The organism is Roseofilum sp. SBFL (assembly GCF_017746885.1).
Lineage (GTDB): Bacteria > Cyanobacteriota > Cyanobacteriia > Cyanobacteriales > Desertifilaceae > Roseofilum.
Genome location: NZ_JAGHZH010000092.1, coordinates 1 through 20,518, shown reverse-complemented (window position 1 = coordinate 20,518; position 20,518 = coordinate 1). Strand labels below are relative to the sequence as shown.

At 45.6% G+C, this 20,518-nt stretch carries 14 protein-coding genes and 1 pseudogene; 6 read left to right on the top strand and 9 right to left on the bottom strand.

What is annotated here, in order from left to right:
• The first annotated feature begins 77 nt into the window (after window positions 1-77).
• On the top strand, window positions 78-395 hold the full coding sequence (gene rpsJ, locus J7545_RS10070) for a 30S ribosomal protein S10 (protein WP_271936222.1): 318 nt from the start codon (window positions 78-80) through the stop codon (window positions 393-395).
• Window positions 396-539: 144 nt separating this feature from the next.
• Window positions 540-1,184, top strand: a complete 645-nt coding sequence (locus J7545_RS10065; RefSeq protein ID WP_271936220.1) for an LON peptidase substrate-binding domain-containing protein — start codon at window positions 540-542, stop codon at window positions 1,182-1,184.
• 38 nt (window positions 1,185-1,222) lie between these two features.
• Here the strand turns inward: J7545_RS10065 and J7545_RS10060 are convergent, their stop codons facing one another.
• Entirely contained in the window at window positions 1,223-2,557 is a 1,335-nt protein-coding gene (locus J7545_RS10060; protein ID WP_318698618.1) for a histidine phosphatase family protein, read from the bottom strand.
• Window positions 2,558-2,798: 241 nt separating this feature from the next.
• Here J7545_RS10060 and J7545_RS10055 point away from each other — a divergent pair, with 241 nt between their 5' ends.
• The 4 genes from J7545_RS10055 (at window position 2,799) to J7545_RS10040 (ending at window position 7,120) form a co-directional block, all read left to right on the top strand.
• Window positions 2,799-3,506: a 16S rRNA (uracil(1498)-N(3))-methyltransferase gene (locus J7545_RS10055; protein WP_318698617.1), complete on the top strand. Its 708-nt coding sequence runs from the start codon at window positions 2,799-2,801 to the stop codon at window positions 3,504-3,506.
• 266 nt (window positions 3,507-3,772) lie between these two features.
• Window positions 3,773-5,470 (top strand): mechanosensitive ion channel, encoded by a 1,698-nt coding sequence (locus J7545_RS10050; RefSeq protein ID WP_318698616.1) that lies wholly within the window; start codon window positions 3,773-3,775, stop codon window positions 5,468-5,470.
• A gap of 134 nt (window positions 5,471-5,604) precedes the next feature.
• A complete protein-coding gene (locus tag J7545_RS10045; protein ID WP_318698615.1) occupies window positions 5,605-6,084 on the top strand; it encodes a TerB family tellurite resistance protein in 480 nt (159 codons plus the stop codon).
• A 142-nt stretch (window positions 6,085-6,226) separates the two neighbouring features.
• Entirely contained in the window at window positions 6,227-7,120 is an 894-nt protein-coding gene (locus J7545_RS10040; protein WP_318698614.1) for a tRNA-dependent cyclodipeptide synthase, read from the top strand.
• A 127-nt stretch (window positions 7,121-7,247) separates the two neighbouring features.
• Here the strand turns inward: J7545_RS10040 and J7545_RS10035 are convergent, their stop codons facing one another.
• The 8 genes and pseudogenes from J7545_RS10035 to J7545_RS24005 all read right to left on the bottom strand — a co-directional run.
• Window positions 7,248-8,204, bottom strand: a complete 957-nt coding sequence (locus tag J7545_RS10035) for an RNA polymerase sigma factor, RpoD/SigA family (protein ID WP_318698613.1) — start codon at window positions 8,202-8,204, stop codon at window positions 7,248-7,250.
• 213 nt (window positions 8,205-8,417) lie between these two features.
• Entirely contained in the window at window positions 8,418-8,570 is a 153-nt protein-coding gene (locus J7545_RS10030) for a hypothetical protein (RefSeq protein WP_271936213.1), read from the bottom strand.
• Between the two features lie 353 nt (window positions 8,571-8,923).
• Window positions 8,924-12,181, bottom strand: a complete 3,258-nt coding sequence (gene carB / locus J7545_RS10025) for a carbamoyl-phosphate synthase large subunit (protein WP_318719518.1) — start codon at window positions 12,179-12,181, stop codon at window positions 8,924-8,926.
• A gap of 406 nt (window positions 12,182-12,587) precedes the next feature.
• A complete protein-coding gene (locus tag J7545_RS10020; RefSeq protein WP_318698611.1) occupies window positions 12,588-15,068 on the bottom strand; it encodes a DUF4157 domain-containing protein in 2,481 nt (826 codons plus the stop codon).
• A gap of 106 nt (window positions 15,069-15,174) precedes the next feature.
• On the bottom strand, window positions 15,175-16,935 hold the full coding sequence (locus tag J7545_RS10015; protein WP_318698610.1) for a response regulator: 1,761 nt from the start codon (window positions 16,933-16,935) through the stop codon (window positions 15,175-15,177).
• 150 nt (window positions 16,936-17,085) lie between these two features.
• Window positions 17,086-18,687: a tetratricopeptide repeat protein gene (locus tag J7545_RS10010; protein WP_318698609.1), complete on the bottom strand. Its 1,602-nt coding sequence runs from the start codon at window positions 18,685-18,687 to the stop codon at window positions 17,086-17,088.
• A gap of 105 nt (window positions 18,688-18,792) precedes the next feature.
• Window positions 18,793-20,415: a hypothetical protein gene (locus tag J7545_RS10005; protein ID WP_413039288.1), complete on the bottom strand. Its 1,623-nt coding sequence runs from the start codon at window positions 20,413-20,415 to the stop codon at window positions 18,793-18,795.
• Window positions 20,394-20,518: pseudogene (locus J7545_RS24005) on the bottom strand (DUF4157 domain-containing protein); the annotation flags it as partial. The gene J7545_RS10005 and the pseudogene J7545_RS24005, both read right to left, overlap by 22 nt.

Here is a 20,518-nt window from a genome sequence, read left to right as displayed (position 1 = left end):
CCTAAGTTACCAATGAACCCAGTTGGGAAGGGTTTATCTCTCAGAATTTAACAGAACCTTGACAACTGTAAATAATCATGGCAACTCTACAACAACAAAAAATCCGCATTCGCCTGAAAGCATTCGATCGCCGTCTCCTAGATACCTCTTGCGAAAAAATTGTCGATACCGCTAACCGCACCAACGCTACAGCAGTTGGCCCCATTCCCTTACCGACTAAGCGCCGAATCTACTGTATCCTGCGATCGCCTCACGTGGATAAGGACTCACGGGAGCATTTTGAAACTCGTACCCACCGTCGAATCATTGATATTTATCAACCCTCCTCTAAAACGATTGATGCTTTGATGAAACTGGATCTACCGGCTGGTGTAGATATCGAAGTGAAACTGTAACCCCTTGAGTGATGGTTCCCTGGTTAAGCATTGATGCTGAATATGAACGGTGAGGTTTTTACAGCCTCGAACAATGCGATAGACTAAAAGATGTTTCTACTATTTTCAGGTTTTTAAGAGAGTCCCCAGAACAGGAAAATTACTATGACATCTTCTTCCTCCATCGCCGTTCGAGAATTGCCTCTGTTTCCCTTACCTGAAGTCGTCCTTTTTCCAGGGAGACCCCTACCCTTACATATCTTTGAGTTTCGGTATCGGATGATGATGAATACCGTTCTCGACACAGATAGTCGGTTTGGGGTATTAATGTGGAACCCAGTCAAAAATGAAGCCGCTGCTGTCGGTTGCTGTGCGGAAATTGTTAATCATCAACGTTTACCCGATGACCGCATGAAGATCCTCACCCTGGGACAACAACGGTTTCGGGTTTTAGAATATGTGCGAGAAAAACCCTATCGCGTAGGGTTGGTAGAATGGATAGAAGATGAACCGACGGATCGAGACTTGCGATCTTTGGGCACTCAGGTAGAACAATTACTCAAAGACGTGGTTCACCTATCTTCTAAATTGACGGGTCAGGAAATTGAGTTACCCGATAATATTCCCACCCTTCCAGTTGAGTTATCTTACTGGGTCGCCAGTAATTTATATGGTGTGGCGGCTGAACAACAAGCTTTATTAGAAATGCAAAGTACGACCGAACGACTGGAGCGAGAAATGGAAATTCTCACCTCAACTCGTAATCATTTGGCTGCCCGTACGGTACTTAAGGATACGTTAAAGGAATAAGTAAAGGGCAAATCGGTTTTGCCCTATTGCTGATTGCCTTATAATGCACCGGCTGCTGTACGGTCAAGAATGCCAGAATTGAGGTGAGAGGTAATATTGTGGCATTTGAGTATGGGTTTGCCCTGAGCGCCATAGGGATAATCAATCACCGTGACTGCACCATTTCCTTGTTTAAAATTCCAGAAATATTGAGGATCTAAATCAAATAAATGACAAACGATCGCCTTATTAATCGCATCGTGAGCTGCAACGATCCCAGTTGTACCGGGTTTAGCGGATTCGAGAATACGGCTCCAAGCGGCGATCGCCCGATCCCAAACCTGCTGTAAATTCTCTCCTTCCGGCATTTGCACCGTTTCCGGCGAATTTTGCCATTCGGCTAACATCCCAGGATAATCGGCTTCAATCTCACTCTCTAACATCCCCTCCCACAAGCCATGACTAATTTCTGCTAAGAGAGGATTAAGCTGTAACTCAACTTCAGGATGAGCTTCCAAAATTAGTTCTGCTGTTTCTTTGGGGCGCAATAATGGACTACTAACAGCAAAATCTAGATGCACATCTTTCAAAAACTCGCCTGCTTTGCGTCCCTGTTCTTTTCCCGTTTCATTTAAGGGAATATCCTTCACCCCTTGAAAGCGTTTATCCCGGTTCCATTGGGTTTCGCCATGACGCACCAATAACAAGCGAATTCCTTCCGGTTTATTAAATTTCGGTAAGGCAACTCCTAAATGATTGGTGAGGTTCATCGATTCTAATTGTGCCTCTTCTCCCCAACCGCCAGCAAAATTCAGGACACTAATACCACAATTCGACTGTAGTATAGATTGATAATAAGCTGGAGAAATATTCAGCGCTGTACTCAACAAACAGCGATTAATCCCATTATGAGCCACGACTAATACCGTTTGTCCCTGATGCTTGGCTAATAGATCTTGCCAAAACCGTTTAGCTTGCTCATGCATAGCTAATACTGGATAATGCTCTTTTGACCCTTCTGGGGTAGAAATCACCATTTTGAAGGCTTCCGGTTGTTGTTTCCAAACCTGATATTCTTGGGCGAATTGGGTTTGTACTTCTTTTCTAAGCATCCCTTGCCATAAGGGTAGATCGACCTCTAATAAGGTCTCTGGACTTTCGATAGTGAGGGATGAACCAAGATGAGCCACAATTTCTTCAGCCGTTTGTCGAGCGCGTTGCAAGGGACTCGAATAAATAGCATCTAGAGGTAAGTCTTGAAGCGCAGTGGCTACTAACTTAGCATCGGCTTTGCCTTGTTCCGTTAGTACGGAGTGATCAAGCCGACCTTGAATACGTTGCTGGGCATTATAAGTGCTTTGACCGTGGCGGACGAGGATAACACGGGTAGTCATGGGCTTTTACTCGATCTGTTGCGGTCTGCATTTTACCCCATAACCTGGGGGAATGGGGAGTTGGGAATAGGGAATGGGGAATGGGGAATGGGGAATGGGGAATGGGGAATAGGGAAAAACCTCGTTTAGTCCTTTTCTCTATAAACCATGTATATTCTTAGGACTATTGTCTGACTTCTGTAAGAAGTCTAATCTATTTCTTAGTTCGTATTCCTTAGCGCGAAGTGCTATAGCAATTATTGTGACGCAATGGCAACGGGTGGCGATCGCCCCAGAACAACTGGATAACGATATAATCCGACTGACTCCCCAGCAACAGCATTATTTGTATCGAGTGCTGCGTTTGCAACCGGGCGATCGCTTTATTGCCTTGATACAGCCGGAATGGTGGTTAAGTGAACTGTGCGATCTAGAAACTGCTCAACGGCTAGAAATGATTCCCATGCAAACGGAATTGGCGATCGCTATTACCTTAATGGTGGCTTTACCCAAAAATGGTTTTGAAGAGATTATCCGCTGTTGTACTGAATTAGGGGTGATGGAAATTATGCCTGTAATTACCGATCGCACGCTCCTCAAACCCAGACCCCAAAAACTCGAACGGTGGCGACGGATTGCCACGGAATCTGCTGAACAATGCGAACGCCAACATATTCCCACCATTGCCGATCCTCTATCCTTTACCCAAGCTATGCAAACACCCCATATCCATCCCTATCTTGCCGTTACCCGCATTAGCGTCCCTCATCTGCTCACTCTCCCCCTACCCTCTCCTAGCGAAACTATTTTAATCGCCACCGGGCCAGAAGGCGGCTGGACTCCCCAAGAAGTTGAAGAAGCCACTATAGCTGGATTTCAACCCATTTCCCTCGGTCAACGTATCCTTAGAGCAGTAACCGCACCCATCGTCGCCCTGTCTTTACTCGCTGGACACTATGAGATTAATTAAAAATTAAACATTTGGGTAATGGGGAACAGGAAAGCGGCTATTTCTGAGTCCTTGTATCCTCGCGTCTCCCTGGCTGCGTGTTCTTGCGCTCCCCCATCCCTCACTTCCCCTATCTCTCCCTGCCAATCACTCTGGTACGATAAGGCCTGTAAATCGCTTCTAGTTATTTTGCCAATGTTCGGGATTGTCCCGATCGCGTTTCTCCCCTGTTTCTCCTAGATCGGGGATAGAAACGCATTGATCACAAAACTTAAGGAGCAAAACCTATGAATTTTACTGGGCAAAGCATCAACATTGATCTGTCAATACCAGAGGATGCCAGTTGGACGCAAGCACAGGATCTCTTAGATCCCTTCTTGCAAGCCCCAGCCTCTGAGCCAGCGATACCAGTTCCTGGTTTGAGTAGCATCTCTGGCGCAATTCCCCAATGGTGGAGTTTAGTCTCGACTATTGCTATTGCTGCTGCTATTTTAGTCGGCGGATTTCTAGTCGCTTGGGCAATTTCCGGCGTTGCCGAAGGACTGCTGAAACGCACAAAAATCGACAATAAATTAGCCGCTTGGGTTTCTGGAACAACTGATTCGGGTGCCGCCCCACCGATTGAAAAATGGGTCGGTTCAGCCATTTTCTGGCTGATTATGTTAGTGGTGTTTGTGGGGGTTCTAGATTCTCTGGATCTAGAAATCGTTTCCCAACCCCTGAATACCCTGCTCAACCAAGTTTTTGGCTTTGTGCCTCAGATTGTTAGTGCAGGGATTCTCTTAGCCGTTGCTTGGGTAATGGCAACTGTTGTGAAACTGGCGGTTCTGCGAGGATTAAACCTTCTCAATCTCGATCAACGCTTAGAATCTCAAGTGGTTGATGAGGGGATAACTGCGCCCGTTTCCGTCAGCAGTACGTTGGCTAATGCCATGTACTGGTTTGTATTTCTGTTATTTTTACCCTCGATTCTGAGTACCTTACAGTTAGAGGGAACCCTGCAACCGGTACAAGCTCTGCTGAATCAAATTCTGCTAATTTTACCCAATATTTTGGGTGCGATTTTGATTGCTACAGCCGGTTGGTTAGTCGCAACCATTGTCCGTCGCATTGTAACCAATTTACTCATGGTCAGTGGAGCCGATCGCATGGGCGATCGCTTTGGATTATCGGGTGGAGGCGCAACCCATGGATTATCCTGGATTGCTGGTACGATCTCCTATGTATTAATTCTGATTCCCTTTGCGATCGCTGCCCTCAACGCCCTCAAAATCGAGGCAATTTCCGCACCTGCCATCAGTATGCTGGAAATGATTATGGGCTATGTGCCCTTGGCGTTTACTGCGACTATCATCTTGGTTATTGCCTACATTGGAGGTAAATTTGTCTCTGATTTAGTCACCAATGTTTTAACTGGATTTGGGTTTGATAATCTCTTCTATTGGTTGGGGTTGCAACAAGAACCTTATGCTACTGCTCCACCACCAGAAGCAGGAGAATCGGATCTACCTCTTCCTCCCCCTCCGTCTGACTTCCGCACCCCTTCAGAAATTGTGGGTATGGTGGTTTTAATTGCGATTTTGCTATTTGCCACCGTTACCGCGACTGATGTTTTAGGACTTGAAGCATTGACGCTGATTGTAGGCGCAATCATTCAAATTGCCAGTCAAGTTTTAGCTGGTGTGGTTGTATTTGCGATCGGTTTATACTTTGCTAATCTGGCGTTTAAGGTGATTGACAGTTCAGGTAGTCGTCAAGGACATATGTTGGCTCAAGCTGCCCGCATTGCCATTATTATTTTGGTGGCGGCGATGGCGTTGAGACAGATGGGAATTGCCCCAGATATCGTGAATCTAGCCTTTGGATTGTTATTTGGAGCGGTTGCTGTGGCGATCGCCATTGCTTTCGGATTAGGAGGTCGTGATATTGCTTCCTCCCAAATCCAAGAATGGTTATCCAGCTTTAAGGACGACTCTAAAAACTAAATTCCATCAGTCACCCATTACCTTTGTTCCTGATATAGTCTAGGTGATGGGTGACCTATCTCATTCAGTTTTGCATTGAGAGTGTTTCCCTTAGAGCAAAAATTTGGACAAAATTCAATTAAGGATAGATTAAAATGCCTGAGTCTCTTAAACCGACTAAATATGCCCGGAACCGGTACAATCTCACTCAACCGGTTGATTTTGATGTTGCCATCAAGTACGGTGGGGCACTAATGGCGATCGCTGGAGCCGATGGTGAATTAGCAGAAGCCGAATTTCAATGGTACATTGATGAGCAAGAACTGCTCATGGAAAACTCAGAAGAATATATTGCAGAACTTCGTAAGTTCGACTGGAAAAATGTTAGTGTAGAAGAGTTACTCACTGGAATTAGCTATACATTTCCACTCAACTTTCGGCGATCGATGTTGTACCAAGCTATCAAAATGAGCCGTGCTGATGGAACTTATCATGAGAAAGAAAAAGCAGCCGTTGCCAAAGCCGCAAAAATTTTAGGAATTGAACGTAGTGTTGTGGTTAGTCTGGAATCTATGGCAGAGCTAGAAGAAGCCAGCCAACGGCTACGCCTTGCCTTATTTGAAACTGATGTTTAAGTCTCGTTAATACTGGATTATCAATTTGCAGAGGCTCCTGTCAATCCGATCCAATCCCCCAAGAAAGACCTTGTAGATGTTTTTTTGGGGGATTTTTAAAGCTTTTCTCTTTCTAAGTATAACACATAACTTTAACTCTAAAATGAGTCAATACCAAGATCAAGAAACGATCGTAAACCATCTGGATTGGAATCAATTCTCGCTCGAACAACTCAAAAAAATTCAATCCCAAGTCAGTCAAGCTATTAGTTGCAAACAAAAGTCCTTAAGTTTAAACGAGAATAAGACGAGTCCAATGTACCATTACCAAGCTGGACTAGCAAAAGTCTTTCCTCACCATCTTCGTAACTCACTCGCTGATTATCAAAGCTCTGTTTTCTTAATTAGCTTAGGTAGTAAAAACTTTATGGACACCAGGCGGCTTAAAGCTACCATCGAGTGGATTAGTGAAAATTTCCGGAGCTGCATCGTTATTATTGGAGATAGCCTTTATCGACTAACTCTTGAAGTCAGACATCAATCAACGGCAGAAACTGCCTTGCAAGCAGCTCTCCAGACGGGCAAAGAGTTTATAAAACAGAATCAGAGCTATTTTTATCAATACGCACAAAAGTGTAATTTTCAATTCAAACGAACTTCAGAAATTGAGAAAACATCGCAGTTTTTAGCTTATTATCAGCAACTGCAAGAACTTTATCAAAATGAGCAATCTTTTCAAGATCTCGTCAATCGGTTTGTTTACGCCTATCTCCATCGAGGGAAAGCCATTCATATCGATCAAGAAAATCAACAGAAAAGTCAAGAAATAGCTCTAGTTACCACTTACTTTCTGGAAGAATCAGCCATTTTAGCTTGTCTGGTTGAAGCAGGAGACTCAGTGTTTATCTATCCAGGAGCAATCAAAACTTTTGAAGAAATATCGGAAGGTCTCCACCCAGAAGTCCCTGAGCCTCTCCAGCGCATGATTTGGGTAAGTTTGCGCCTGAAGAAAACTTCTAAGAAAACCCGAGGGGATAGGGTGATGGAGAGACATTGAAGACACGGCGATCGCCGATTATCTTTTGATTTCGCTCCAACAGAAAACAAGCCAGTTCAGTAGAACCAGCTTGCTTTTTGTTGAGAATTAAGGGACGCAACATCGTATCGTTCTTGAGATCGAGACGCTAACTGGCGATGTACTCGCGCATATCCGCTTTCCGCTTGCGTAACTTACCTAAAGCTTCCCGTTCAATTTGACGGACACGCTCGCGACTAATGTTGAGCCGATCGCCGATTTTGGCTAAGGTCATGGATTGACCGGTTTCCAACCCAAACCGCAACGATAACACCTGCTGTTGTTGGGGGGTTAAATCTGTCATCATTTGCTCTAATTCAGCTCGCAGAGACGTATTCATGGTGAAATCTTCTGGAGATGGGCCAGTATCTTCCAAAAGCTCACCCAATTCTGTATCTTGGTTGTCTCCCACGCGCAAATCCAGGGATAAAGGAAGACGAGAGCGTTCTAAGTATTCCCGCACTTGTTTGGGAGTCAGATCCAACTCTTCGGCCAACTCATTAATGGTTGCCGATCGCCCCAAGGTTTGAGACAGTTGCCGTTGAGCTTTCTTAATCTTATTGAGTTTTTCTGTAATATGAATCGGTAGGCGGATGGTGCGTCCTTTTTCGGCGATCGCTCGAGTAATGGCTTGACGAATCCACCAATACGCATACGTAGAGAACCGGTAGCCCTTCGTGGGGTCAAACTTTTCTACCCCCCGTTGCATCCCAATGGTTCCTTCTTGGATCAAATCCAACAAGTCTACATTGCGTTTAATATACTTCTTCGCCACTGAGACCACCAGACGCAGATTCGCTTCCACCATCTTGCGCTTGGCTCGTTCTCCTTGGGCAATGGACTGACGCAACTCCCCTACAGAAACGCCAGCCACTGATGCCCATTTCTCTAAACTCGGTTCCTGGCCAGTTTCCTTGACTAAAGTATCTTTTATTTCTTGAAGATCGGTTAAATACTTCACTTGCTTACCCAAGGTGATTTCCTCCTCATGAGTGAGCAGAGGAACACGGCCAATTTCGCGAAGATAAGCACGAACGGGATCGGTAGGGTTTTGGGCGGTTTTCATAGGTCTGCGTCTTGGGTTGACAACAATAGGAAGGCTAGTCCTTGGACTAGGAGTAAGGAGAGGTAAAAGGCACTCTAGCAAAAGGCAATACCCGGTTTCACTGTTTCTTTGAAGTGTCCAAAAATCGTGCTATTCAATGAGCTTGGCGCTCTATTTTGGACTTGACAAAATGCACAGTATTTTGAACTGTTACCCTTTGCTATTGCCTATTTCCTAGCGCATAGCGCTATCTGTCTCATCTGTTCTGACAGGGATAGGAACGACTTCTGCTTCTGGGGCAGATTCCGATGGGTTTTCAATGAGCCGTTGGGCAACGATCAGACCGATAACGGATGTGGCTGTGACTAAAATGAGTTCGCTTGTCATTGTCGTTATCTACCAGAATTCTATTATGTTAAGTATTGTAACATTGTTTTAAGCTAGCGTCTACTGGTTAAGAATGAATAGAGGAATACCTCCCGGGTCTTGTCTAGTTGTGATTCCCCATAGGTTACCCAGGAACTTTATGAAGAAATGCATTGTTTACAACATTTTTGTAAATTTCTTAGGGGAGAGGGGAGGCAAGAGGCAAAAGGCAATAGGGAAACCCCATTTTATTCCAAAGATTAACCCCATAGACTAGGGTCTACGGGGCGATCGCAAAGTCAGGGGAGCGTAAGGAATGAATTCTATCTATAAGAAATAAGAATAGTTAAACCCCTCACGCCACCGAGCAAAACCTAAGCCTGAATATGGTCTTGCAAAGCCTTCACTTCCAAGGGAGAAGACTTCAGAGACCGAATCGCCTCAGCCGTGGCCTTAGCGCCAGCAATCGTAGTAATAATGGGCAACTTATAGGTCAGAGCCGATCGCCTCAGCAACCGTCCATCAGCCTGGGCCTCTTCACCAGAAGGTGTATTAATAATCAATTGGATATTGTGGTTCTTAATCTCATCAAGGACATTGGGCCGTCCCTCATGGAGCTTATAGATCGGTTGCACATTCTCCAGCCCCTTCGACCTCAGCACCCGCCGAGTTCCCGCAGTCGCCATAACGCTAAAGCCCAGCTCCATCAACTCCTCGATCGCCGGAACGATCGCCTCCTTCTCGCGATCGCTCAAACTGACAAACACACAACCCGACAACGGCAGCCGCACCCCAGCCGCCACCTCTGCCTTGGCAAACGCCGTCGCAAACGACGAGTCAATCCCCATCACCTCCCCAGTCGAGCGCATCTCTGGCCCCAACAAGGTATCCGCGCCCGGGAACTTCTCAAAGGGCAGCACCGCCTCTTTCACCGACACATGCTGTGGAATAATCTCTTCCGTCAGTCCCACCTCTGCTAGGGTTTTCCCTGACATTACGAGAGAAGCCAACTTAGCCAAAGGTTTACCAATGGCCTTCGACACAAAGGGTACAGTTCGCGAAGCCCTCGGATTTGCCTCCAGGATATAAACCCGGTCACTGAGCGGAGCCGAAGTGCGCTGCACCGCAAACTGAATATTCATCAAGCCAATCACGTTCAGAGCCTTCGCTAAAGCCACCGTCGAAGTGCGAATTGTCGTTAATACCGATGAGGCGAGCGTAAACGGCGGAAGCGCGCAGGCAGAGTCCCCCGAATGGACTCCTGCCTGTTCGATATGCTCCATGATGCCGCCAATGACCACCTCACCTGTGGCATCACAGAGGGCATCCACATCCACCTCGATCGCCCCTTCCAAGAACTTATCAATCAGAATCGGGTGGTCTGGCTCCACCTGCACGGCGGTCGTCATATACCGCTCTAGTTCGCCATCGGAATAGACAATCTCCATCGCTCTTCCTCCTAGAACATAGGAGGGACGCACCACCACCGGATAGCCAATGCGACCTGCCACGCGAATCGCCTCTTGAGTCGATCGCGCAATCCCATTGGGTGGCTGCAAGATATTTAACTGCTGGCAAATTGCCTCAAACCGCTCCCGGTCTTCTGCCGTATCAATGGAATCGGGGGATGTGCCCCAAATCTTAGTTTTGGGACGATCTTCCAAGGCTCTCTGCAGGGGAACTGCCAACTTCAGGGGCGTTTGTCCTCCAAACTGAATAATGATGCCCTCTGGCTGTTCCGAATCAATAATGTTGAGGACATCCTCCAGGGTGAGAGGTTCAAAATAGAGGCGATCGCTCGTATCGTAGTCCGTTGAAACCGTTTCCGGGTTCGAGTTGACCATAATCGTCTCAAAAGAAGCATCGCGCAACGAGAAACTAGCATGACAGCAGCAATAGTCAAACTCAATCCCCTGGCCAATGCGGTTGGGACCACCACCGAGGATCATCACTTTCCGCCGTTCAGAGGGTTGGGTTTCGGTTTCCCCTAGTTCATAGGTGGAGTAGTGATAGGGCGTAAAGGCTTCAAACTCCGCCGCGCAGGTATCCACTGTTTTATATACGGGTATAATACCCAACTCTTGTCTGCGCGATCGTACGGTAGTTTCATTGGTAGACGTGGCGAAGGCAATTTGGCGATCGCTAAATCCCAATTGTTTAACCTCCCGCATCTCGTCGGTCTTGATACTTAACAGGGGCGTACGCTTCAAGAACTTCTCCGCGTCCAAGAGTTGTTTAAACTTGTCCAAAAACCAGGGGTCAATTCCTGTCAGCTCGTACACCTCATCCAGCGACATCTTAGCCATCAGGGCATGACGCAAGGTGAATATGCGATCGGGATTCGGTGTCCGCAAACCCTGGCGAATCGACTCTAAACTGGGCAGTACCTCGGACTTATCGCAACCCCAACCGGCTCTTCCGGTTTCTAGACTTCGCAGGGCCTTCTGGAACGACTCGCAGAACGTGCGCCCAATAGCCATCGCTTCGCCCACCGACTTCATTTGCGTCGTTAAAATCGGCTCCGTTCCCGCGAACTTCTCGAATGTGAACCGGGGAATCTTGGTGACCACATAATCAATGGTCGGTTCAAAGGAAGCCGGTGTTTTCTGGGTAATATCGTTGGGAATCTCATCGAGAGTATAGCCGACTGCCAGTTTAGCGGCGAATTTGGCGATCGGGAACCCTGTTGCCTTAGAAGCCAGAGCCGAGGAGCGCGATACCCTGGGATTCATCTCAATCACAATCACATCCCCATCCACCGGATTGACTGCAAATTGGATATTCGAGCCACCGGTTTCCACCCCAATCTCACGAATAATGGAGATCGACGCATCTCGGAGGCGCTGATACTCCTTATCCGTCAGCGTCTGTGCTGGAGCCACCGTAATCGAATCCCCCGTATGTACCCCCATGGGGTCAATATTTTCAATCGAACAGATAATCACCACATTATCCGCCAAATCGCGCATCACCTCCAGCTCGTACTCCTTCCAGCCAATCAACGACTGTTCGATCAGAATCTGGGACATGGGCGAGCAATCTAGCCCATACTGGGCCATCGTCTCAAATTCCTCTTGGTTATAGGCAATACCGCCCCCGGTTCCCCCCAGGGTAAACGCTGGGCGGATAATCAGGGGATACACCCCAATCTCGGCTGCAATTTGTTTGGACTCATCCAGGGTGTTGGCAATTCCCGACGGGCACACTTTTACCCCAATGCGCTGCATCGCTTCCTTGAACAAGAGTCGGTCTTCTGCCTTTTCAATTGCCTCAAGTTTGGCTCCAATCAGTTCCACCCCATAACGCTCCAGTGTGCCATTTTTCGCCAGGTTAACCGCCAAGTTGAGCGCCGTTTGCCCGCCCATCGTCGGCAATAGAGCATCTGGGCGTTCCTGGGCGATCACTTTCTCAGCAATTTCAGGCACTAGCGGTTCAATATAGGTCCGCTCTGCCGTTTCTGGATCGGTCATGATGGTTGCTGGGTTGGAGTTAATCAGCACCACTTCATATCCCTCGGAGCGTAGCGCTTTACACGCTTGTACGCCACTATAGTCAAATTCACAGGCTTGGCCAATGACAATCGGACCAGAACCGAGGAGAAGAATTTTTTTAATATCGTTGCGACGGGGCATAGTTCTTGAGTTTTAGAGTGCGAAGAGAGATTAGACTTCTTGCAGAAGTCAGGCAAGAGGCAATAAGCAATAGGCAATAGTCATAAGAATAGATGATTACTGCATGACTATTCATGTTCTGCCCACTTATGCAAGAGGTCTATTATTCAGTTACCAGTGACCTGCCGCCAAGCCAGCCTACTATAGAGGCAAGACGCAACAGCCAATGGCCAACAGTTATTTTACGGGTTTGGGAGGATGGTGCTGTATTTCCTTTAGCTAAATTTTGGTATCCTCCCTATTAAGGGAGGCTTAAGGATGACTGTTAAGGTCATTCTCCTTCTTCTGTTCAGTTTCTGAAAAAGGGGGTCAAACCCTGATTCTTTCCTGAGCAATAATGCGACCCATCACTGGCCATCATGAATTCCTAACTGCTTAGAACTGCCTCTTGTTGAATAAAATGCATTCGGAAATGAGTTCTACCTTGTTCTTCAACATTGAAATCTTCTGGATACACTGTAAAATTAGATGAGCCATAATCATAAAAATCATTACTAACCAACTGGAAAGTTTTAGATTCTACAAAACGAAGTCCTTTTACGGCTATTTGGTATTGAGTGCCTTGGTCGTTATGGCCATATCTAACCACTTTAGCTAAACAATCAACACTATGATTTTGACCCCTTCTGTTCACCCGATCGGCAGCTCTGTATCGAATAAACGAACCTATTGGGTATCGCTTCCTTAGTTTTACTTTGTCCTGTTCTGGATTATTGGTAACGGGGATCGGGGCCAAAGGTGCTAAGGGGGCTTTGGTTGTGTTTAACGTATCTATTTTCCCAATAAAATTATCAATATTTCGTCGAGTTTCCAAAACATGGGTACGTTTATCACTGTTGGGCAAACGAACTTTACTGCCGGGTAAATAAGTATCTTGACGAACACCAATGTATTTGGGGTCATGGGATAGAAAACCTGGCTGTTGCTCTGGGCCTAAATAGAGTCCCGATACATCTTCTTTTTGGGTCAGGTTATTGCTGTTAATATCACCAACAATTTGATTTAGGGCAGCGATCATCTTTTGACCAATTCCCCGGTCTTTTTTGAAGGCTTCAGGATATTCCCTCTTCATATCTCCCATCAGACCATCATCTTGTTCAATTGAGGAGACCATAGTGCGAACTGAATCATCACTGATAATTTGTAGAACACTTGCCCAATCACCAGGCTTCAATATGCCCAATCCAAAATTCATAATCGTATCCTTGACCCAAACGTCTTGTACATCTTTAACATAGCTAGAAGCGTGACGGGCATCCTGAAACTTTTGAGCATATTTTTTCTCTTTTTTATCTCCTTCACTATCGCCATAGCCTCTCCAATATTGCCTAGCTTCCCTCGTAAACATTTTAGTGTTCTTCCCTTTTGCCGCGAGTTGCTTGCTTTGAGAAGGGACAGAAAAGATCCCGCTTAGGGTTCGAGCCAGTTGTCTAATAAAAATTACCATTTCATGGGTTAAGGGGCCTTCTTGTAAAGTTTGTGCCTTTTCCAAGAGTTTGTTTTGGATCGCGACTTGTATTTTCCCAAATGCTGCCGCTTTGTCAATGGATGAAGACTCTGGAGCTTGCATCAGTTCGGTGATTTTTCCAATATCTTTACCGCCTAAAGCAATGTTCGCTTGGGCAGAAATCCCACCATTTTTACTTGAGGGTTTGAGGTGAATTCCAGGAATTACCTTGCGGAATCCCTTTTTCCAATCAAATCTAAACCATCGTCGTTCTTTCCGGCTAAAAAACCGGCGTTTATTATCACCGCTTTTGTTTTCTGCTTTAATTGAGGGTCTCCATTTTAAGCTAAAGTTGAGGTTTGAAGAGCTTTTCATCGTTTTAGTAAAGTCCCCAATTGTTGAGCCACTAACAACCGTACTTTGTAACTGAGTAGTAATCATGCGATTAATTTTTTGGACATCTTCAGGGACGGGAATGGTACTACCGGGTTCTAGGGTTTCTACAAAGAAGGGGGGACTTACCAGTTCTAGGGCATCGGCTGCATCGGTTTCTAACTTAAAGTTGATACCTGTGTAGGGCATACTTTCGTGGGATTCTCCCACCTCAACATGGGTTAAACCTTGCAAAGGACCATCTTCCATTTGAGCAAATTCATGTTCAAATCCCACGGTGGTGTAATGTTCGTCAGGATTCAAGCTTTGGGCACGATTTTGTAGTTGGTGTTGATCGTGTAAAAATTCTGGAAACGTGCTGGCTGTTACCCGACGTTGGATCATTGGGGAACCGGAACTATTGTTATTCTGGTGTTTGAGTTGTACGGAAACGGGTTGATTTTGACTGATTCGTTTTTCGTTATCTTGGGCATCTTTTTCTAAGGTATCGTTGATGGGAGTGTTGGGAATGGTGGGTTGCACATCCATGTTATGTTGTTGTACTACATGGGTTGCCTCGTGGGTCAATACTTTAGGGTCTTTGGCTACGCTTGATTGGACGACAATATCTTTTTTCTGGGTGGTGTAAGCTTGAGCGCCGATGCTTTGGGTGGCAACATCATCGACATGAACTTCAGCTTTTGCCACTTCTGGATGGCCTTGCTGGGTAAAGTTGTCTACAATTTCATTCGGTAGGGGTTCTCCTTTGCCTGTGGGGTAGAGATTGACCGATTGTTGTTCTTGACCTTCATTATCTCGCTGGACAACGTGTTGCCGGGCCTCTCGCTCCATAATCCGTTGTAGGATATTGCCATGAGACACTAGGGGGCAATCTTTCCTCATGGCAGTATCTTGATTGCCTTCTCGTTGGATGGTATTAAACTGGGCTTGCATTGTGCGGACTTTTTTACCTTTACCTGGAGATGAAAGGATTGAACGTTTCCTGATTCGCATCTGTCCACGTGCCATAAGTTTTTTCTCCTGTTGGCGATCGCCCTATCATGGAGTGGCTTCTTCTATTTTATCTTTATTTTCTCAAACCTAAACACTTGAGTTTGAGTAGAGCGATCGTGACTTAGTTTTGCAGGCAACCTACCGAGTCCAGGAACTTGAGGATTCCTTCGTCATCAAACTCATTGGCTAAAGCTAGAATGCGATCGCAGAATACGTCATAGATGGAATCTTGCTCTTTTAAGTGTTGAACTCTCTCTTCTATGGCTTCAATGTCTCCAATTTTGGTCGCTTGATAGAGAAGAGCCACTTCTGATTCAGAGGGAATGTTGAGATCTTCGACTGGAGTTTCTGGTGCAGATTGAGTCTCTTCATAAATCCAACTCAGTTGCAGATAGTTCTGTAAGCGAATCAGTAGTGTTTGTAAATCCAACGGTTTTTCTAGAAAATCATTACATCCGGCGGCGATCGCTAAACTTTGATCGGCTAGGGATACACTGGCACTAGCGGCTAAAATAGGTAACTCTTTTGAGTGATGTGTGCGGATTTGTCGAGCGAATTCATACCCATCTAAGATTGGCATGACAATATCTGTAATCACTAAATCGGGTTGAAAGTCTTGTAAATGCTCTAATCCTTCTTCCCCATTCTCCGCTTCATCAATCGAAAATCCTAGGGGTTTTAAGACTTCTGCGACTACGCTTCGATTGACGGGGCGATCGTCTACAACGAGGATTTTCTTTGGCTCTCCCAAATAGCCTATAATTTTCCCCTGTTCTGAAACGGTGGCACTACTCACCCATTCTGTAGACACTGGAAAATCAACATCAAACCAAAAGGTACTTCCAGCTCCAAAGGTACTTTTAACTTGTATTTCACTGCCCATCATGGCAACAATTAAGCAATCCAATCCGCGATCGTCTGTAACTGGAGTAACTTGCAGCAGTTGCGGACGGTCATTCATTGTAAACTTGAGTTGTCTGGTTTCTGTAATTGCTTCTAAACGACTAAATTCATCTTTTAGAGACGCGACACTAAAGCGAATCAGTTCATTACGACTTTCAGAAGCTGGTAAACGTTGCGGTTCTCCCTCTTCATTAACCGGAGGTTGTTCCGGATTGGATGAAGCAACTAAAAAGCCATTGCGTTCAATGATAAATGCTTGTCCTGTTTTGCCAATCTTCAACTCTCTCAGAAACTCGCTAATATGCCAAAGACTCAAATCGACAACCAAGACTCCTCGTAGGATTCCTTGGGAATCATAAAACGGTTCCACCGCAGAAAAAACAGGACGTTTCTCGGACGTTAAATAAATATTTGTCCAAACTGCTTGGTTGGCTTCTATTGCGATTCGATACCAAGGGCGAATTGTGGGATTATAATTTGGCTTTTCTTCAATAAATTCACCAGGGTTTCCTTCAGCATCAACCTCATAAACCGTGTTGACAAAATTGGTGCTACGATCGGTCAAATAAGTCACTAAAGATCCATCATTGTTTCGTCCTGCTCCGGCAAATTCCTGTTCCTCTCCACCAAATCCCAGATAACTGAGATTTGGAAATTGAATCAGTTGCTCGGCAACATAGCCTTCCATGGCACTCATGTCTTCTACATTCCACAAGTTGAAGCGACGAATGGCTTTAGCCGTTAGAGCATTCACCAAATGAGGGCTTTCTAAATAGGAGTCTAACCGTTCTTGAATACGACTGGAGACTTCGCTCCGGAGCTGCTGTGTGACTTCATTCACTGCTTGTTGTCCATTGCGAATGGAGAGATACCCCGTTAATCCTACAGCCGCAAAAATTTGCAGGACAAAGGGAACCACGAGAACCCAACGTAGAGGAACTTGAGGGGAAGCAGAGGAAATGGGGCGAGGTAAAGTCATCACAGGAAAATCAGTGAAAATGTTTAAGAACAGTTCAGCCTAGTCAGCACCCAAGCAATTGTTCGATCGCGCTCTATTATTGAAGCAACCCAACTTTAAAATGACATTAATCCTCGGTTATAATTTTGCTGAGTCCAGATGGCACAATTTTTACATTTTTTTCAAGTTCTCGCCTTCTATCTGTTGTTTTAATTCTTGTGCTGCTGTAAATTCTGGATGCAGTGCCAAAGCTTTATCGAGTACCTCTAATGCCCTATTCCACTGTTGCAGTTTGCAATAACATTGGGCTTGGTTATGATACATGCCTGGATCTTCACCGTAGAAGTAGAGGGAATATTGTAGAAAGGCGATCGCCCGATCGTAAGCTTCTATTTTATACAGTAACATGGCGCAATGAAAGGGTAAGTCTTCCGGTTCGCCAATAAAGTAATAGGTTTCCCAGATCTGGTGAATGGCACGGGTTAGCTCTTGGAGTAAGACCTCGGAGGCACTTTCAACTTGTCGCATGAGAGTATCAAAGCAGCCGAAAAAGAGCTTAGTGTCCCAATGACTGAAGCGCAAATAGGTCAAAATTTGCTCTAGGGTGAGGCTATCAAAATGGGGTTCAATCGCCTTTTTGAGGACAAAAAAGTCATCGGGACTCGATTCTTCAATCGCCGTTTGATAGGCATGGGATGTTTCGACAAAACACTCGATCTCTGGTGCAAATAGAAACGCACCAATCACAATACTGCGGGATTTATGATGGGGAAGCAGAGCCATACCCCCTTCATATTCCGTGTATCGGGCGATCGCTGGATAGTTCACCATCAGGGAAAAGCAACCTTGATGAAAGGAGAGTTTCAGTCTGGGTCGCTTTTGCAACTGTTCTTCAGAACCGTAACCTTTATCACTAGAGAGCAGAAGCAGGCGATCGCGGCTCAGTTTCTGCAAATTCTCCATCCCCTGCAAACCCACAGAGGGAAATAAGAGCGTGGTATCCCCTAAATAAGTTTGGTAATCCTGTAAAATTTGGTTAAACGCCGGATTCTCGTAATAGCGATCGGCATCAATTTCTGCATCTTCGTAAGTAATATCCAGATTGTCCAGTAAAGCAGCATCCGTCAGATCCTGATTCGCTTCAGGAGCAGTAACCGTCAGCAACGTTTCGTAGAGTTTCCCCCCTTGGATCGAGAATAGATCTTGGGGAATACTATCAAAGAAATAATTAGCAAAAACAATCAGAGGATTTTTGATCGTTTCAGAAGACAAAACCTCTCCAGAATGCCGTAGGCTAAGAGTGACATCCTCTTCAATATCAAATCGCGCAAAATCCAGCAATCCTTTTTCGATAAACGGGTGTAATGAAGGGTGAGTATCCCAGAATTCTAGGTTTTGCTCGGCTAAATCCGTCATAATATATTTGACCGGAATTGCTCGCAATGCCGAGTTAAAATGGGACGTAAAAAATTGCTTCAGAAAGTGATAGGCAAATCGACCCGATCCAGACCCTAACTCTACAATATAGACCGGTTGACTAAAATCAATTTGATCTTGGGGATGTTGCACACAGTCACGCAGAAAACCCAGTACCACTTTTCCATAAGCATTCGCGATAAAGGGGTTGCTCGTGACATAGTGGGGGACTTTTCCTGTATTCCATGCTTGCACCCCCTCTTGGTTGAAAAACTCGCGTTGAAACCGCCACAGCAAGGATTGAGAGAAGCGCTGATGGGTTTCTAAAATGCTAGATTTAACACGGTTAGGTTGCATGAACTCCTTCATAGTTACAAGAACTATTTTATGCACGGAAAAAGACAGGGTATATTAGCCTGAATTCAACAGATTAAAGACCCTTACCCATCTGACCTCCTTTACTTACTCCTGCTCGTTTTTAGGAGCCATGGGAGGTTTGGGCATAGGAGCGACGCGAGGAAGGTTATCATTATTTCCAGGCACAGGTGCCATAGGCGCAGGGATTCCAGGCACAGGTGCTATAGGTGCAAGTCCACCTCCTCCCATGACTGGAACGTCTAATTGGTTCTGTTTGTTCCTCTCTGTGGGCTTGTATACTCGGAGCGTTTGATGCATGTTACCATACCTTCCGGTAGCAGCATGTTTTTCGTGAAACGATTGACCCTCTTCCGTACCATAAAGCTCAAATGTCCAACCTTCTTTTATGGCATGTTCATCTCCCTCAGATGCTGCCTCTAAAGTTAATCGATCATTACCATCTTGTGCCACGACTCCTCCCCAGTGATAAGGAAAGATGTAAGCCTTACCTTTATCTGCATATTTGTGGTGTGTGTCAAAACCTGTTGCTCTTTGCCCAGATATAATAACGTAACCCTCTCCTACATCAGGGAGAGCATACTTACCCATACCATGATGCTCGTTGAATTGGTCTTGCTCTTCATCGTCTAGCCCAAAATAAACATCGTCAGCCGAGATTTTGTTTTTATTCCTCCTCTTCCATTTCCTCAGCCTCTTATCATACGATTTTTGATCTTCCTTCTCCGGTTTCACAGGAGGCATCAGACGCTGAACCATTTTTTTAGCCTGTTCTTGATTAGGTCTTGGATATGTTTTGAACCATGCCTTAAGCAAATCGAAATTGATCTTGGAAAGCATCAATTCTGGCATGTCCGACTTGTACTTTTTGATGATCTTTGGAGTCAAGTCCTCTTGTTGTTTTTCATCGGGAGGGCTAGTGTCATATCGTATTTCTCTCTCTAGTTGAGATCCCATTACAGCACCAGAGGATTTGCGGCAATCTTTCCATAATTCCAGAGTACTGTTGATGATACTCTGCTCATTAAGCTCTACATGGCGTATTTCTTGTTGCTGAGGAAGACCATTGTTAGGCATTGGAGCTGTAGGAGCTAGAGGAGCTAGAGGAGCTAGAGGAGCCATATCTGAGCCATTTTGAGGAGCCACATTTTCATGATTTTCATCATTGTCATCAATCTGCTTTTCTTCTTTGGGCGCAGGTACTGGGTTCCCCAAGTTCTGTTGCTGGGTGCGATAGTGTACGTTATCCTTACTTTGAGCCTCTTCTCGTGGGTTCCATATGGGCTTGATCTCGTAAAGATTGGGTAGCTCTTGATTGTAAGCCGTATTTAAATGACTTTGCTTAGAGAATACATTCCCTTGTTTTAAGGTAACAAAAGATCCGCCAGCCTCTAGTTGTTCATTAGAATGTTCGATTATCTGTTCACTCGCCCAAGCAAATCTATCGCCGCTCCCCTTGACTACAATCGCCCCATTTTGACTGCCAAGATACCCCTGCAATGCTGTTAATGCATCTCGTTTTGCACTATGGGGGTCTACGTCATTTTTGGGTGCTGGTTCGAGTCCGTTAAGCTGGGAGGTAAAATTAGCATAACGTTGCACGACTGGAGAGCTTGAGCTTCTGACACGAGTCTGTACTTGCTCAGGCGACTGGGAACGGTTTGCTGGTTTGCGTTGAGCTGTTTGCGGATTAGCTCCTCCCTGCTGCATAACATGGGTTAATTCATGGGCAATTAACTCCTGCCCTCCCTGAGAGCCTGGGTTGTATGCTCCACGCTTAAAGAATACATCTTGCCCGGTGGTGAAGGCTTTG